Below are 14,451 nucleotides of genomic sequence, written 5' to 3' on the forward strand. Positions count from 1 at the left end.
GAACAACTACATATCAAAATTTATGCCTTGTTATCACTCTATTTATCCGTCGCTATAAACTACCAATAACTTAACACGATTGGTATAAAAAAACCCACTGATAAATTAATATCAGTGGGTTTTTAATACGTTAAAACGTATTAACTAAAACAATCGTTTAGATACAAACGATGTTTTCAGCTTGTGGGCCTTTTTGACCTTGAGTAACAGTAAACTGTACACGTTGGCCTTCAGCTAGAGTTTTGAAGCCGTCACCGCTGATAGCGCTGAAATGAGCGAAAACGTCAGGACCTGACTCTTGCTCGATAAAACCAAAACCTTTTGCTTCGTTGAAAAATTTAACTGTACCAGTTGTAGTTGTAGACATAATAGATATCCTAGATATTAATAAAAGTGTGCCTAAAATCAGGCGGTTTAGCTGAAAAAACAAGTATTTAACTGAGGATAACGCGATGAATTATTACTAATAACAACGTGGTACGTACAAATAAACAGAATTTCTTTCAAACTTATAGTGCATTAACGGGTTATTACTAACCCATTAATTAAAAATTAGATGCTAACGATATTTTCAGCTTGCGGGCCTTTTTGACCTTGAGTAACAGTAAACTGTACACGTTGGCCTTCAGCTAGAGTCTTAAAGCCATCGCTTGAGATTGCGCTGAAATGAGCAAAAACGTCAGGGCCTGACTCTTGTTCAATAAAACCAAAACCTTTAGCTTCGTTAAACCATTTTACTGAACCAGTTGTTGTATTAGACATAATAGTATCCTAAGAATTAATAAAAGTGTGCCTTAATTTAGGCAATTTAACAGGAAGAAAACAAGCATTTAACTGAGGATAGCGCGAAGGATTATTACTAATAACAACGTGGTACTTACAAATAAACAGGGCTTTCTATCAACCCGATGCAGAGCAGGATAACAGTAACTTAAACCATATAACAAGCTTTATTTACTTTTCTTTTTAAAGCCAAGTTAATTTTGTGAACATATATTGATTAAATAAGAAGAGTCGTAGCCATGCTTACCGTCTCTGCATTCGCTTTGTTAAAGTGATCTAGGTATGGAGTGTAGACTTATTTTTAGTGGGATTAAATTTAGTTGAATGAGATAATATTTTTAATTGGGGAAGTGCGAAATCCCACACTCCCCCCCACGAAAAAAAGGAACTCAGCGCTCATTTGAACAGCGACAGACTCCTTATTTATTCAGCAATTGCGATCGCTATTTCTACTTCAGTTGCGGTTTTATAATATTCATAGTCGCTGGTATAAGTACGAGTGTAACGACAATCATCTGAGCTAAAGTATTGCCAAATTTCACCCCATAAATCAATTATAGCGTCGGGCATTTCGCCTTCGCCACTAAAGACTAAATAACTCCCTGCGTGCGTTGTAACTGTTACTGAATCACGAAGGTTAATTGATTGCTCATCGCTACAGGCAATGACATCAAAATCACCGGTCACATCGCTCTCGTAGTTAGTGTAAACACCATAGACTTTACTGTCTTTTGTGAGTTTTGAGGTATATTTTTCGCCAAATTTTTGCCAAAGCTCAGCTATCTTTGCTGTGCCAGCATTCATTTCATTGGCATTGCATGTTCTTACTTTTAAGCCGGTTAAGGTCTTACTTGCTAGCTGTTTTACTTCCATTGAGACTATCCTTTAGCATTAATACTCAGTATTAACTTAACAGAAAAAGCATGAAGTATTTAATAAATACGCTATAAAAAGGGTTTATTTTTTGTTGGTGATTAGGGCGTGTTGACCTTTGTGGATTGAAATTTGTTCAATCTAGGGGCGATTTAATCGCGGCGCGAGGTTTGTAACCTAGTGGGCTAAGTAAAAATCGAGCAACAAAGAGTTAATCGCCCCTAGGAAGAACCCTTTGGGCAGCGCATGTTTGGAATTTATACTGCGTTATCGCCTATTTATGGGGAACAACCACACTACATAGGCTCTGCCTTGCCTAAATACCAAACATACTGCTGTAAAATTAATCACGAAAGGTCAACACGCCCTAAACCTTTTGTTGCAACGACTTCACTTTTTTGCAAACAGTTACAGCCCAGCTTTGATCACCTCGATCACTTTACTCATTCGTTTTGCCAAAGGCCGATTACGGTGATAACACACATAAATAGATTCGCTGATCGGGTGCTGTAATGGATGGACGTTAATCAACTGTGGTTTACTAAATGCACTCACAGCATGTGCCGGTAGCACAGTAAAACCTAGACCAAGGCTGACAGGTTCAAGAATTAAATTAATCTGGTTTGAAAAACCAGAGCGTTTTATTTGCTCAATGTGTTCAAATTCCGCGTAGTTTTCTCTTAACAATAATTGCGCATGATGTTTTGCATCAGGGTGAGCAATGAAGCCAAGTTCGCATAAGTTTTGCCAGCTTGGAGTTTGGTAACCGGTTGGTGTAATTAATAATAGTGCTTCTTGGCCGATTTTATGGCTGGTAACCTCGCTGAGCGTTGGGGCTTGAGTTAAAAAACCAATATCAGCATTGTGATTAGCAACGGCCTGTTCCACGCTTTCGTTTGGGGCAAAACTATAATCAATAGTGAGTGCTTTATGTTGCCCTTGTAAATCAAGTAATTGATTATAAAACTTAAGCCCGCAACTGCCTGGTGATTGAATCTTTATATTGCCACTGTAGGGTGAGTCGTCATGCAGTTGTTGCTCTAAAAACTGCCACTCTTTTAGTAACTGGCTTCCTTTTTGATATAAGCCTTGCCCTTGTGCGGTAAGGGTAAACTGCTTGCCATGGCGTTCAAGCAATGCGCAATTAACCTGCTGCTCTAACTTTTTAATGTGTTGGCTTACGCCTGACTGGGTCATATAAAGGCGTTCTGCAGTTTGGGTAAAGTGATTTACTTCCACCAAGGTGCAAAAGGTATGTAACCATGTAGGATTTATCATTATAAAACGTACTCAAAATGATGATTAATGATAATTTTACTTAATACAGGTCGGTTCGTAAACTAACTCCATCAACTAAGCATAGTTAAACAGGAGCATTATTATGAGTCATACCTATCCACGTAGTTTTTCGCACATTGGAATTTCGGTCCCCGATGTTGAAAAAGCCGTTGAGTTTTACACCAAAGTAATGGGTTGGTACACCATTATGGAGCCGACTTTAATTACCGAAGACAAAAGCCCAATAGGCGAAATGTGTACTGAAGTATTTGGTGAACAATGGGAAAAATTTAAAATAGCGCACCTTTCAACAGGTGATCGTATTGGTGTAGAAATTTTTGAGTTTAAAAATCAAGAAAACCCAGCTGACAACTTTGAATACTGGAAAACCGGTATATTCCATTTTTGTGTTCAAGATCCAGATGTAGAAGGCCTTGCTGAGCGTATTGTTGAAGCTGGCGGTAAAAAGCGTATGGAAGCACCCCGTTACTACTACCCAGGTGAAAAACCGTATCGCATGATCTACATGGAAGACCCGTTTGGTAACATTCTCGAGATTTACAGCCACAGTTATGAGCTTATTTACAGCGCAGGTGCATACTAAATTAATTGGCATCAGTGTTAAATTGTAACAGCCGCAGCTTAGTTACTGCGACCTCTGATACCGAAAATGCACTACTGGGTTAGTAGTGCTAAGCGTTATAACCACACATGTGATTTATTTGTTTTCTTATGCTGGCTCTTCTATGCTATTGCGAGCATTTGTGGTTAAGGCAACAAGCGCTTTTCGCACTGCTTGTGGTGTCTCGCACACGTTTTCAAAGCTAATAAAATAATTACGTTGTTGGCTTTGAATATAAAACCCCTGTGGCAGTATGCCACTCATAACCGGTGCATTATCTGATACGCAATAATGCTGAGCTAATATTAGAGCCATTGCATTTTGATGATCTTCATTCATGTGGGTGATCATGCTTTGTTCTTGATCTTCGTCCCAGCTTTTAGCAGCGCTTTGCCACTCATCTTTTTCAAGCCAAAATATTTTCCCAAAGCCGCCAATAAAGCGAACTCGCACAACATCTAATTGCCATAATTTAAAGTCGTGGGCGTTCCGATAGCTGTCAGCTTCTGGGTATAACGCTATGTATTTGTTAAGCAGTATTTCGGCCTGAGGGCCTGCAACTTCACAACCATCGCCCACCAGTGTGACTCGGCCATGCTCGTTTTGGTCGCCACGGTCAGCGGCATCAAAAATAGTTAAGCTCATACGAGAATCGTGCTTTAAGTTTTTAGTGTGTTGGGCTATATCGCTAATAAAAAAGTAGATGCGGCCTTGCTCATCACACATATAAGGGGTTACCGAACCAAACGGATAACCTCTTAAGTTGTAAGAAATAGTCGACATAACACCAGCATGGGTTTTAAAAACCAGCTTTTGTGCATCGCTTAATGCTTGCTCTCTCATGAAAACTCCTGACGTTGAGAAAAAACCATGGGTGCATTGTTATATGGATGAGAATTAACATGCAGTTTCATGGCGTACATTTGTTGTAAATTAGATTCTGTAAGTACTGTGTTTATTGGCCCGCTATCGAGTATTTTTTGATCGTGTAATAAAATAGCGTCGGTTGCGTAAAGGCTGGCCAAATTTAAATCGTGAATGGCTATAATGGCACTGTTGCCCTGCTCTACAAATGCTTTAACACAACTCAATAGAGCATGTTGATGGCGCATATCTAGTGCTGATGTAGGTTCATCAAGCAGCATTAATTTAGGCTTGGTATGAGTAGAAAAAGCATCTAACTGAGCCAAAGTACGCGCCATATGAACGCGCTGTTGCTCACCGCCTGAAAGCTTACTGACACGGCGGGATAAGTACTGGGTTAAGTCCATGAGTGCGGCATACTTGTGGACTTTTTCAGCTTGCATTTTAAGAGACTCGGCATAGGGGTAGCGTCCCATTGCAATGAGCTCAAATACACTAAAATCAAAGCCAACAAGATTGCTTTGCATCATTACTGCTCGTTGAGTGGCTAAGTGTGCTTGAGACAATGTACTCAGAGGATAATTGTTAAACCGTACTTCGCCTTTAAAGTCATAATGCCCGGCTAAAGCATGCAGCAGTGTTGATTTTCCTGCGCCATTTTCGCCTATCAGTGCTACTAGTTGAGCTTTTGCAATGTGCCCACTTATGTTTTTTAAAACACTGTGATTGCCAAAACCAACACTTAGGTTATTAAAAGTAATCATCATTACCCTCGCTTAGTTTTAATGATCAGATAAATAAACAAAGGTGCGCCAAGTAGCGCGGTAATAATACCAATGGGTAACTCTGCAGGCATAACAACTAAACGTGCTAACCAGTCAGAAAGCAGCAGCACAACAACGCCTAATAACATGCACAGCGGTAACATTTTACGTAAATGCGGGCCAACCATTAAACGGGCAATGTGTGGCACAACTAAGCCAACAAAACCTATCAAGCCAGTAAGTGCTACAACGGCACCAACACCTAATGCCACGAGTATAATTACATACAGTTTAAGCTTGTCTGTGTTGACACCTAAATACTGTGCTTGAGACTCGCCAATCAATAGTAAGTTCATCGGTTCTTTGAGTCGCCACAGACCAAGAATACTCAGTAGCAATAATGGTGTTGCTTGAGTTATGGCATCCCAATTGGCACCACCTAATGAGCCCATCGTCCAGTAGTTAATTAATCTAAGCGCACTATCGTCAGCGAAATAGCTTAATAAGCCAATAACAGCAAAGGATAAAGAATTGATCGCAACCCCCACTAAAATTAGTGTGGTTATATTGACCTGCCTATGCTGCTTAGCAATTAAATACACTAAAGAGGTCACTAACAATGCCCCTAAAAATGCGGCATAAGGTAAATAGTATTGAGCATTAAAATTAAACTGGGCGCTAAATGCTATAAAGGCGACCGCGACCATGGCTGCGCCTGCGCTAATACCAATAATTGATGGATCAGCCAAAGGATTACGACACAAAGCTTGCGTTGCAGCGCCAGTTTGGGCAAGCACTAAGCCAACCAATACAGCTAGTACAAATCGAGGTAGACGTATTTGCGTGACCACATTGATTTGTAGCGCATCAAATTGATTAAAATACTCTGGGGCAATCCATGCGATGGCTAAACGCCAATCCCAGCCTGCGGGGCCATATCCTATGCTCAGTAGTGCTAGAGCAAAAATACACACAGTAATTAGCAGCATCCACTTTTGGTTTGCAGTTATAGAAACAGGCTTAAAACGGCTCAAAGTTAATGTGTTCATAAGGTAGCTTTATAGTCGCTTAATTCTTTAATACCCGTGGCTATGCGCGGCGACATTCCCAGTGATAGCAGGCTATCCATCACCAATAATCGGCACTGCTTTGCAGCTGTTAATAAGCGCAGTGTTGGTTGATTACAAAAAGCCTCTTTACCGCCAAGGCTATAAACAACATGGGCTGGTGCGATTAAAAAATCGGGCTGTTTTACGGCAAGTACTTCGTTATTTATTACTTTAAAACCTTTGTGTGTAGCGCCTAAATTAGTGACTCCAGCATAATCAAGTAATAAGTCAGCAACCGTGTCAGTGCCCGCAGCAACAAGCCCGCGCTCATTAGCTGAGAGTAAAAATAAAGCGCTGTGTGTTTCGGTGCTCGCTTTTGGAGGTAATGAATTTTTTATTTGTGCTACGAGGGCTTGGGCTTTGTCGTTCGCATTTAAGTCTTTACCAAGGCGTTTAACAAGATTTAGTAAGTCATTAATTGAGTTGGGTTTTTTATAGTGGATAAGCTCTACACCAGTGGCTTCTATTTGTGCAAGCGCTTGTGCTCGTCCTGCTCCTTCAAGTGCTAAGAGTTTAGTTGGGCGCACCGAAAGTACACCTTCTGCGGCTAAATCACGGTAATAACCAATTTGATCGAGCTGTGTCGCTTGTTTTGGATATAGGCTCGATTGATCCACCGCGACAAGGGTATCTTGCTTATCTAAGGCAAAAATAATTTCAGTTAATGTACCGCCAGCACTCACTATACGCTCCTGCGCGCTTAGGGGGTGAACAGTCAATAAAATCAATATAAAAAGGTATCTCATAAAAAAACTCCAATCATTATTTTCGATTATTATACTCAACTAAATGCAAATGAAAATGATTATCATAAATAATTGATCTTGTTTTTAGTTAGTTGTAACATCCCTTCCCTACTAAATAACAACAATTATCATTTGGAGTTAATGTGAATTTTCCTTCTTTTCAACTTACTGCTTTAGCAACGTTACTACTTGGTTCGGGCTCTGCCATTGCCGAGGAGATAATTGGTGAGCATATTGTTGTCAGCGGTTCTCGGTTTGAACAAAAACTTGAAGACGTAACAGGCTCTGTAACTGTGATTACAGAGCAAGACATAGAACGTAAATTGGCTGTTGATTTACAAACAATGTTTCGTTATGACCCCAGTATATCAAGCACGGGCAGTGGCTCTGCGGCTCAAACGCTTTCAATTAGAGGAGTCGGTGGTAACCGCGTGGTGTTTATTAAAGATGGCCGTCGAACTAACGATGGTTATGCTGGCGGAGACGGCTATTTGGTTGGTCGTAGCTATTTTGATGTCGCTGGGATAAAGCAAGTTGAAGTCGCCAAGGGAGCCGCGTCTTCATTGTATGGTTCAGATGCACTGGGTGGTATTGTGGTTATCACCACTAAAGATCCGAGCGATTATTTATTAAACGAAAACAGTTTTGCTCAAGTGGCGCTTGGATATCAAGGTCAGAGTAATCAAATGTCGGTAGATATTACTGCGGCTAAAGATTTGGGAGATTTAGGTGTTAGTGCCGTTTATAGCCACCGAGATAGCGAAGAAGTACAAAACTTTACTGAAAACCTACCTGGTTATGATGCTAAATCAGATTCGTTATTGGTTAAACTAGAGCAGCAACTTGATGAAAAGCGCACGTTAAAATACACCTTAGATTATTTTAATCAAACTACTGAACAAGTAATCACCAAAGCGAGCCAAGAAACTAAAGACGAAAATACTAATTGGTCGCTAGCGCTGGATTACGACTCAAAAGCGGCCACAGCAGCGTTTGATCAATGGCATTGGCAAGTATCGTTTAGTCGTTATGAGCAGCAAAGTGATCAAATTAGTGCTACAGCAGCGCATACCGATTACAACGACTATGGCTTTGAACAAGATATTTTAGGGTTAAGGGCTGTATTTAATAAAAAAATAGCCTTACAAGATGCGACCCACAACTTTGTTTATGGTGCTGACGTAGATATATACGATACAACACGTCCACGTTATAAAACACGCTTATTGGCTGATGGAACAGTCGATTTTACAGATCAAAAACAAAAAGCTTTTCCTGGCGCTGATACCTCTTTAGTGGGCGTTTTTATGCAAGACAATATTAAATTTGCAAATAGCGCGTGGTCTTTGATTGCAGGTGTACGCTTTGATTATTATTCATTAGCAGCTAAAGATGATGAGCTTTATAGCGATGCTGAGCTTGATGACATTACCGAATCTGCGTTTTCACCAAAACTTGGGATGATTTATCAAGTTAATGATAATTTATCTTGGTATGGGCAATATGTACGTGGTTTTAAAATTCCCCCGCATGATCAAGCGTATCAAAGCCATGGTGTTGAACCATTTTATCAAATATTACCAAACGCAGATTTAGCACCCGAAAGCAGCGACTCATATGAGCTTGGCATGCGCTTTTCTGGTAATGATATCAACGTTACTTTAAGCGCATTTTACGCCGCTTATGATGACTTTATTGATGTTGCAATTGCAGCTGTTGAGCCAACGTTCATACCGAATGTAAATAAAACTTTTTACCAATACCAAAATATTAGTGAAACACAGATCAGCGGTGTTGAAGCGAGCTTGTTGATGCATGTAAGCGATAATGTTTTAGTTGAGGCAAATATTGCATATGTTGAAGGCGAAAACAAAGAAACAGACGAGCCGTTAACCAGTATCAGTCCATTAAACGGTTCAATACAATTAACAACAGCACTTGGCGATATTGATTGGACCGCAGCATGGCGCTTTGCTAAATCACAGTCTGATGTAGTGCGAGATGCAAGTGGTGATAAAACAACGCAAGGATATGGTTACGGTATTGTGGATTTATACGCAAGTTATGAATGGCAAACATGGCAGCTAAATATTGGTGTAATTAACTTACTAGATAAAAAATATGTACCCTTTGAACTGATTGCAGGGCAATCTCAGGGGGCTGATTTTAGCCAATATACCCAGCCCGGGCGTAGCTTTTCTGCCCGCGTAAGTTATCAGTTTTAAAAGGTAATCAACGCTGCGCGTAGGTGCAGCGTTTTAACCTTACTGCTTTTTTACTTATTCATTGAGCCTTTGCCTAGATGATATAAAAGAGTCGTGGTTTTAAAGTTAATAAAGGCTGTAAAGGGGGTTAACAGTTACTAAACAACATGCATCATATTTGCGCATTAATACTTTTGCAGGCTAGTGAAATTAATCCCTATTCTCTGATGGCTGACTTTATGTTGCCCCATAACTAAAGTGAGACTGTCTTGGTTTATAAAAGTAGCTTTGAGTTATGTTGGCTCGATTAATTATTACACTGGCGGCTATGTTTACATCACGTTAGTATAGTGCTTCAAATAAGTTACAAAATGATAATTACATGACTTTAAAAACCAATGCTTTAATTTATTTTTTAGCCTTTACTAGCGGCTTTAGTATTATGGGAATAGAACTACTTGGCGGGCGAATTTTAGCGCCTTTTTTTGGTAGTAGTGTGCATATTTGGGGCAGTATTATTACTGTGTTTATGCTCAGCTTATCGTTTGGCTATTTATTGGGAGGAAAGCTTTCAATTCGCCAGCCTTCGTTAACCAAATATGGTTTAATATTTTTAGTTGCCAGTATTATGGTGCTGCCCATTGCATTATTTGCCCAGCCAATTATGGCGTATATTTTTTCTCACATAGAAGACAGCCGTTATGGCTCGTTATTGGCCTCTACAGCGTTGTTTTTTGTCCCTACTATTATTTTAGGCATGATTTCGCCTTACTCTGTGCGTTTATTAGTGACCGATAGCGAGCACAGCGGCCAAGTCGCTGGCGGCTTGTATTTTGTCAGCACCTTAGGCAGTGCCTTAGGGACTATTATTACCTCGTTTTACATGGTGCTAGCGTTTGATGTGAATACCATTATTTTGGGTTTCGCGACGACATTAGGGCTATTAGGTTTATTGGCAATTGGCGTAAATCAATTAGCTAACAAGGAGAAACACAATGTTTAAGTATTTGCTCGTGACCTTACTGTTAATTGGGTTTAGCAGCCAAGCTAAGGTGATCCATCAAGAGCGGTCGCTTTATCGTAATATTTTAGTTGAAGAGACCGGCGATTTACGCTGTTTAAAGTTTGACGAAAAAGCCCGTAAAAGCAGTCAAAGTTGCATATATAAAAGCAACCCACAAAAGCTAGTGTTTAATTATACCAAACTCACTTTTGCCAGTTTACTACTGATAGACAATCCAAAAAATGTACTTATTATCGGGCTTGGCGGCGGCACCTTATCAAATGTGATCAGCGAGCTATACCCTGACGCCATGATTGAAAATGTTGAAATTGATCCCGCAGTTATAAAAGTGGCGCGTGATTATTTTGCTTTTAAAGAGAACGATAAAGTCACTTCGAAAGTACAAGATGGGCGTATTTTTATTAAACGCGCAGCAATCCAACAAGCCAAGTATGACTGGATTATTCTTGATGCATTTAATGGTGATTACATCCCTGAGCATTTACTTACTAAAGAGTTTTTTGCGGAAGTGAAAAGTGTACTGGCTGATGGTGGCGTAGTAGCGGCAAATACCTTTTCATCAAGCAAACTTTATGAGCATGAATCTGCCACTTATGAAGCGGTATTTGGTGACTTTATTAATGTGAGCACTGAGAAAAATAGTAATCGAATTATTTTAGCTGGCTTTAATAAATTTCCAAGTCCTGTGCAGCTAGCACAGCGAATAGAAAAGCTAACCCCGTTATTAGCCCCCTATCGCGTTGATATCAAAGCGGTGAGCGAAGGGATGATTTCGACCAAAGATAATAAAGACTGGCCTAGCGATACAAAAGTACTCACTGATCAGTACTCACCCGCAAACTTACTCAATTTCTAAAGTTTACGCCCATTTGTTACTACACTTAGGCCAGCTTGCTGGCCATCAAAGCTAACTGCTAATTCCCCCTTTTTAAGTTAATACCCGATTAAATTTCTAATCGAATCTTCTCTCATAGATTAGTTTAAGGTTCCTGCTGCTGCAATGATAGATAGTGTGCTTTGAGCGAAAGTTATAGTTAGGCTTGTCTTAAGTATTTCTTAAGAATTGCCTGCTATTGTTAAACTAATTATTTTTCTAGGTATTTTTAGGGGCTTAAAAAGTGGTGATTATTTCTCGGTCTGTATCACGGTTTATGCTTGTGACGGCACTTTTTACTGCTATGGTGAGTGCGCCAGTGTTAAGTAAAGAAACCGTTGTGCCAGTTATCTCCAGTCAGCAACAACTAACCGATAAGTTAGCAGAGCTTAAAGGCCAAGTGGTATTTTTAGATTTTTGGGCTTCGTGGTGTACACCTTGTCGTAAGTCTTTTCCTTGGCTTAATGAAATGCAAACAAAATACCAATCGCAAGGCTTTACGGTGTTGGCAGTTAACTTAGATGTTGAGCATCAAGATGCGGTTGATTTTTTAGCACACACTCCTGCTGATTTTCCCATTATTTATGATCCTGATGCACTAATAGGCAAACAATTCGATTTACTCGGTATGCCAAGTAGTTATGTGTATGGCCGTGATGGCAAAATAAAATATCGCCATATTGGCTTTAAGAACAGTAAAAAAGCGCAATACGAGCAAGAAATAACTCAGTTATTAGCCGTTCAGCCTTAAGAGGTAATGATGAAAAAATTAATAAAAAATAGTCTCCTAACGATGTTAATACTATCTGCAACTGGGTGTGTCAGTATTGGCGTAGAACCGTGGCAACGAGATCTATTAGCTAAAGATGAAATGTCACTCAGTGGCGGATTAGATGCTGCGGTTGACGATCATATTTACTTTAGTAAAGAAGCCTCCAGTGGTGGACGCAGCTTTGGTGGTGGAGGCTGCGGATGCAACTAGTCGACTCACAAACCGAAAAGAACCAAACCAGTAATATTGCTTCAGCACTAGGGCTGGCTGCTTGCGCATTACTAGGCACAGCGCCTGCAGAGGCGCAAATAAACAAAGATTGGCAGTTTGACACCGCTGTGTTGTATTACGGTGAAACAGATCGTGTTATGGCAACAGAGGCGATGATCAACGCCAATAAAGAATTTGCTGACGAGCACTTTTTAAATTTACGGCTAACCTTAGATACATTAACGGGTGCCTCAGCAAATGGCGCGGTAGCACAACCGAATGTACAAACATTTACCCGTCCTTCAGGCAATGGCCAGTATGATATTCAGCCTGGTGAAACACCGCTGGATGATACCTTTCGTGATACGCGTGTACAGCTTAATGCCCAGTGGACTCAACCCTTGGCGCAGGATTATACCGTCAGTGGTGGCGTGCATATTTCAAAAGAGTATGATTATTTATCGTTAGGTGTTAATGGTAACTTAGCCATCGACTTTAATAAAAAGAACACTACTTTGTCGTTGGGCGGCAGTTATTTTAGCGATACCTTTACCCCCGAAGGTGGTATCCCGAAAGCATTTGCATCTATGCCAATTGGTGACAGTGAAAGTGCGGCTTGGGACGACACTTTTAACAGTACGCGACGCACAGATCAAGATGATAAAACGACCACCGATTTACTTGTCGGTGTTACGCAAATCATCAACCGTAGAATGCTAATGCAGTTTAACTATTCATATTCAATGGTGGATGGTTACCAAACGGATCCGTTTAAAGTGCTTAGTGTGGTAAATAATGATGGTTTAACACAAGATTATCAATACGAGAACCGCCCTGATGAACGTACCAAGCAAAGCCTATATTGGCAAACCAAATACCATTTTGACAACAGTATTGTTGACCTTTCATATCGTTATATGTGGGATGACTGGGAGATAACATCGCATACGGTTGATTCACGTTGGCGTCTATTACTGGGGGACGACAGTTACCTAGAACCGCATTTTCGCTACTATCAGCAATCGGCGGCAGAGTTCTATCAGCCATTTTTAAATGCAGCAGCGCCTTTGCTGCAGTTTGCTAGTGCTGATTATCGTATTGGTGAAATGGATACTTACACGCTGGGTTTAGAATACGGTACTAAGCTTAGTAATGGCCACAGTATGTCGGTACGTGCTGAATATTACACTCAGCAGCCTACCAATAATGGGTTTGAGCAACCTGGTGCGCTGGCATCACTTGATTTATTCCCAAGTGTGGATGCGGTAGTGCTACAATTTAGTTATTCATTCTAACGAGTTATAGGTTAAGTTACTAACGTGGCTGCACAAGCAATATCAATTCATCCGCAAGCCGCTGGACTAAGTGTAAAATTTAACGCTATGGCCAGCCCTTGTGAATTGTTAGTCGATAGCGTCGATCAGCGGCTTGGCGAGCAACTTGGGCAGCTGGTTGCAAACGAAGTGTGGCGTATTGAACAGAAATACAGTCGTTACAATACTCAAAGTGTTTGCTCTGCTATAAATCAAAGCCAAGGGCTGCCACTTGCCATCGATGACGAAACCTATGCTTTACTTAATTTTGCCAAGCTATGCTTTGATTTAAGCGACGGGCTGTTTGATATTAGCTCGGGTATTTTACGGCGTGTATGGCATTTTGATTGTTCCGACCACCTGCCAACTCCGGCACAAATAAGTGCATTATTGCCTAATATCGGTTTCAACAAAATTGTGTTTGATCAGTCCAGTATTACCTTGCCTAAAGGTATGGAGCTTGATTTTGGAGGGATTGGCAAAGAGTATGCAGTTGATAAATGCATTCAGTTACTCCAAGCACACAGCCCTGTTGCAGCGTTAGTTAATTTAGGGGGCGACTTAGCTGTCACCACTGAGCGTAGTGACGGTCAAGCCTGGCAAATTGGCATTGAACATCCGGGCTTTGTACAACAACAAACTATGGTGGTGTCTTTGCGCAGCGGCGCTCTGGCAACCAGTGGCGATGCTAAGCGTTATTTATTAAAAGACGGCATTCGTTATAGCCATATTCTTAACCCTCTCACTGGCTGTTCGATCACTGATGCACCGCGCTCTGTTACCGTCGCTGCGCCGCAATGTATACAAGCAGGCATGTTAGCAACTCTGGCCATGCTACAAGGTCGCGATGCGCAGATATTGCTCGATTCACAACCCCTCCCCCATTGGATCATTCGCTAATTTGCTCAACACAGTGATATTAAATCGTTTTTAAAGCCCTCTTTGCCGTTATTTTTTAGATCATTTTGACATTTACTTAGCATGCTAAGTAATGTTAAACTAGTTAGCATGCTAA

At 40.7% G+C, this 14,451-nt stretch carries 16 protein-coding genes; 8 read left to right on the forward strand and 8 right to left on the reverse strand.

Annotated elements, in window-relative coordinates; translation table 11 throughout:
- Positions 1-157 precede the first annotated feature (157 nt).
- From PVK79_RS10640 to PVK79_RS10655, 4 genes are all read right to left on the reverse strand, one after another.
- On the reverse strand, positions 158-367 hold the full coding sequence (locus PVK79_RS10640) for a cold-shock protein (protein ID WP_016706518.1): 210 nt from the start codon (positions 365-367) through the stop codon (positions 158-160).
- A gap of 185 nt (positions 368-552) precedes the next feature.
- Positions 553-762 carry a cold-shock protein gene (locus PVK79_RS10645; protein ID WP_145238950.1) on the reverse strand — a complete coding sequence of 70 codons (210 nt, stop codon included), beginning with the start codon at positions 760-762 and terminating at the stop codon, positions 553-555.
- Between the two features lie 444 nt (positions 763-1,206).
- Positions 1,207-1,656 (reverse strand): GyrI-like domain-containing protein, encoded by a 450-nt coding sequence (locus PVK79_RS10650; protein WP_182759745.1) that lies wholly within the window; start codon positions 1,654-1,656, stop codon positions 1,207-1,209.
- Positions 1,657-2,064: 408 nt separating this feature from the next.
- Complete coding sequence (locus PVK79_RS10655) at positions 2,065-2,934, reverse strand: LysR family transcriptional regulator (protein WP_182759744.1); 870 nt, start codon at positions 2,932-2,934, stop codon at positions 2,065-2,067.
- 103 nt (positions 2,935-3,037) lie between these two features.
- On the opposite strand from PVK79_RS10655, the gene PVK79_RS10660 reads away from it, so the two are divergent.
- On the forward strand, positions 3,038-3,538 hold the full coding sequence (locus tag PVK79_RS10660; protein ID WP_149980329.1) for a lactoylglutathione lyase family protein: 501 nt from the start codon (positions 3,038-3,040) through the stop codon (positions 3,536-3,538).
- A gap of 126 nt (positions 3,539-3,664) precedes the next feature.
- On the opposite strand, the gene PVK79_RS10665 is transcribed toward PVK79_RS10660, so the two are convergent.
- Genes PVK79_RS10665 through PVK79_RS10680 form a run of 4 tightly spaced genes read right to left on the reverse strand, consistent with a single transcriptional unit; the run spans position 3,665 to position 7,039 of the window.
- Positions 3,665-4,399, reverse strand: a complete 735-nt coding sequence (locus tag PVK79_RS10665) for a HugZ family pyridoxamine 5'-phosphate oxidase (RefSeq protein ID WP_182717315.1) — start codon at positions 4,397-4,399, stop codon at positions 3,665-3,667.
- On the reverse strand, positions 4,396-5,187 hold the full coding sequence (locus PVK79_RS10670; RefSeq protein WP_257326702.1) for a heme ABC transporter ATP-binding protein: 792 nt from the start codon (positions 5,185-5,187) through the stop codon (positions 4,396-4,398). The genes PVK79_RS10665 and PVK79_RS10670 overlap by 4 nt, the downstream gene beginning before the upstream one ends.
- Positions 5,187-6,233 carry a FecCD family ABC transporter permease gene (locus PVK79_RS10675; RefSeq protein ID WP_145238934.1) on the reverse strand — a complete coding sequence of 349 codons (1,047 nt, stop codon included), beginning with the start codon at positions 6,231-6,233 and terminating at the stop codon, positions 5,187-5,189. Before PVK79_RS10675 ends, PVK79_RS10670 begins: the two co-directional genes overlap by 1 nt.
- Positions 6,230-7,039, reverse strand: a complete 810-nt coding sequence (locus PVK79_RS10680) for a heme/hemin ABC transporter substrate-binding protein (protein WP_149980331.1) — start codon at positions 7,037-7,039, stop codon at positions 6,230-6,232. The genes PVK79_RS10675 and PVK79_RS10680 overlap by 4 nt, the downstream gene beginning before the upstream one ends.
- A gap of 143 nt (positions 7,040-7,182) precedes the next feature.
- Between PVK79_RS10680 and PVK79_RS10685 the strand changes: the two genes are divergently transcribed.
- The 7 genes from PVK79_RS10685 (at position 7,183) to PVK79_RS10715 (ending at position 14,336) form a co-directional block, all read left to right on the forward strand.
- Complete coding sequence (locus PVK79_RS10685) at positions 7,183-9,264, forward strand: TonB-dependent hemoglobin/transferrin/lactoferrin family receptor (RefSeq protein WP_257326704.1); 2,082 nt, start codon at positions 7,183-7,185, stop codon at positions 9,262-9,264.
- Positions 9,265-9,625: 361 nt separating this feature from the next.
- Positions 9,626-10,246 (forward strand): fused MFS/spermidine synthase, encoded by a 621-nt coding sequence (locus tag PVK79_RS10690; protein ID WP_182735482.1) that lies wholly within the window; start codon positions 9,626-9,628, stop codon positions 10,244-10,246.
- Entirely contained in the window at positions 10,239-11,123 is an 885-nt protein-coding gene (locus PVK79_RS10695) for a spermidine synthase (protein WP_149980333.1), read from the forward strand. Before PVK79_RS10690 ends, PVK79_RS10695 begins: the two co-directional genes overlap by 8 nt.
- Positions 11,124-11,418: 295 nt before the next feature.
- Positions 11,419-11,892 carry a TlpA disulfide reductase family protein gene (locus tag PVK79_RS10700; protein ID WP_182819660.1) on the forward strand — a complete coding sequence of 158 codons (474 nt, stop codon included), beginning with the start codon at positions 11,419-11,421 and terminating at the stop codon, positions 11,890-11,892.
- Between the two features lie 9 nt (positions 11,893-11,901).
- Positions 11,902-12,123, forward strand: a complete 222-nt coding sequence (locus PVK79_RS10705) for a DUF4266 domain-containing protein (protein WP_182731994.1) — start codon at positions 11,902-11,904, stop codon at positions 12,121-12,123.
- Positions 12,114-13,418 carry a DUF3570 domain-containing protein gene (locus PVK79_RS10710; RefSeq protein ID WP_257326707.1) on the forward strand — a complete coding sequence of 435 codons (1,305 nt, stop codon included), beginning with the start codon at positions 12,114-12,116 and terminating at the stop codon, positions 13,416-13,418. The genes PVK79_RS10705 and PVK79_RS10710 overlap by 10 nt, the downstream gene beginning before the upstream one ends.
- Before the next feature lie 24 nt (positions 13,419-13,442).
- Complete coding sequence (locus PVK79_RS10715; protein WP_257326708.1) at positions 13,443-14,336, forward strand: FAD:protein FMN transferase; 894 nt, start codon at positions 13,443-13,445, stop codon at positions 14,334-14,336.
- The last annotated feature ends 115 nt before the right edge of the window (positions 14,337-14,451 follow it).

It is taken from the genome of Pseudoalteromonas rhizosphaerae (assembly GCF_028885455.1).
Lineage (GTDB): Bacteria > Pseudomonadota > Gammaproteobacteria > Enterobacterales > Alteromonadaceae > Pseudoalteromonas > Pseudoalteromonas rhizosphaerae.

Excerpts from the sequence above, each read along its gene's own strand:
- PVK79_RS10680 (WP_149980331.1), bottom strand. The coding sequence starts at position 7,039 with ATGAGATACCTTTTTATATTGATTTTATTGACTGTTCACCCCCTAAGC.
- PVK79_RS10710 (WP_257326707.1), top strand. The coding sequence starts at position 12,114 with ATGCAACTAGTCGACTCACAAACCGAAAAGAACCAAACCAGTAATATT.
- PVK79_RS10705 (WP_182731994.1), top strand. The coding sequence starts at position 11,902 with ATGAAAAAATTAATAAAAAATAGTCTCCTAACGATGTTAATACTATCT.
- PVK79_RS10645 (WP_145238950.1), bottom strand. The coding sequence starts at position 762 with ATGTCTAATACAACAACTGGTTCAGTAAAATGGTTTAACGAAGCTAAA.
- PVK79_RS10700 (WP_182819660.1), top strand. The coding sequence starts at position 11,419 with ATGCTTGTGACGGCACTTTTTACTGCTATGGTGAGTGCGCCAGTGTTA.
- PVK79_RS10655 (WP_182759744.1), bottom strand. The coding sequence starts at position 2,934 with ATGATAAATCCTACATGGTTACATACCTTTTGCACCTTGGTGGAAGTA.
- PVK79_RS10640 (WP_016706518.1), bottom strand. The coding sequence starts at position 367 with ATGTCTACAACTACAACTGGTACAGTTAAATTTTTCAACGAAGCAAAA.
- PVK79_RS10665 (WP_182717315.1), bottom strand. The coding sequence starts at position 4,399 with ATGAGAGAGCAAGCATTAAGCGATGCACAAAAGCTGGTTTTTAAAACC.
- PVK79_RS10675 (WP_145238934.1), bottom strand. The coding sequence starts at position 6,233 with ATGAACACATTAACTTTGAGCCGTTTTAAGCCTGTTTCTATAACTGCA.
- PVK79_RS10695 (WP_149980333.1), top strand. The coding sequence starts at position 10,239 with ATGTTTAAGTATTTGCTCGTGACCTTACTGTTAATTGGGTTTAGCAGC.
- PVK79_RS10690 (WP_182735482.1), top strand. The coding sequence starts at position 9,626 with ATGACTTTAAAAACCAATGCTTTAATTTATTTTTTAGCCTTTACTAGC.
- PVK79_RS10670 (WP_257326702.1), bottom strand. The coding sequence starts at position 5,187 with ATGATGATTACTTTTAATAACCTAAGTGTTGGTTTTGGCAATCACAGT.
- PVK79_RS10650 (WP_182759745.1), bottom strand. The coding sequence starts at position 1,656 with ATGGAAGTAAAACAGCTAGCAAGTAAGACCTTAACCGGCTTAAAAGTA.
- PVK79_RS10660 (WP_149980329.1), top strand. The coding sequence starts at position 3,038 with ATGAGTCATACCTATCCACGTAGTTTTTCGCACATTGGAATTTCGGTC.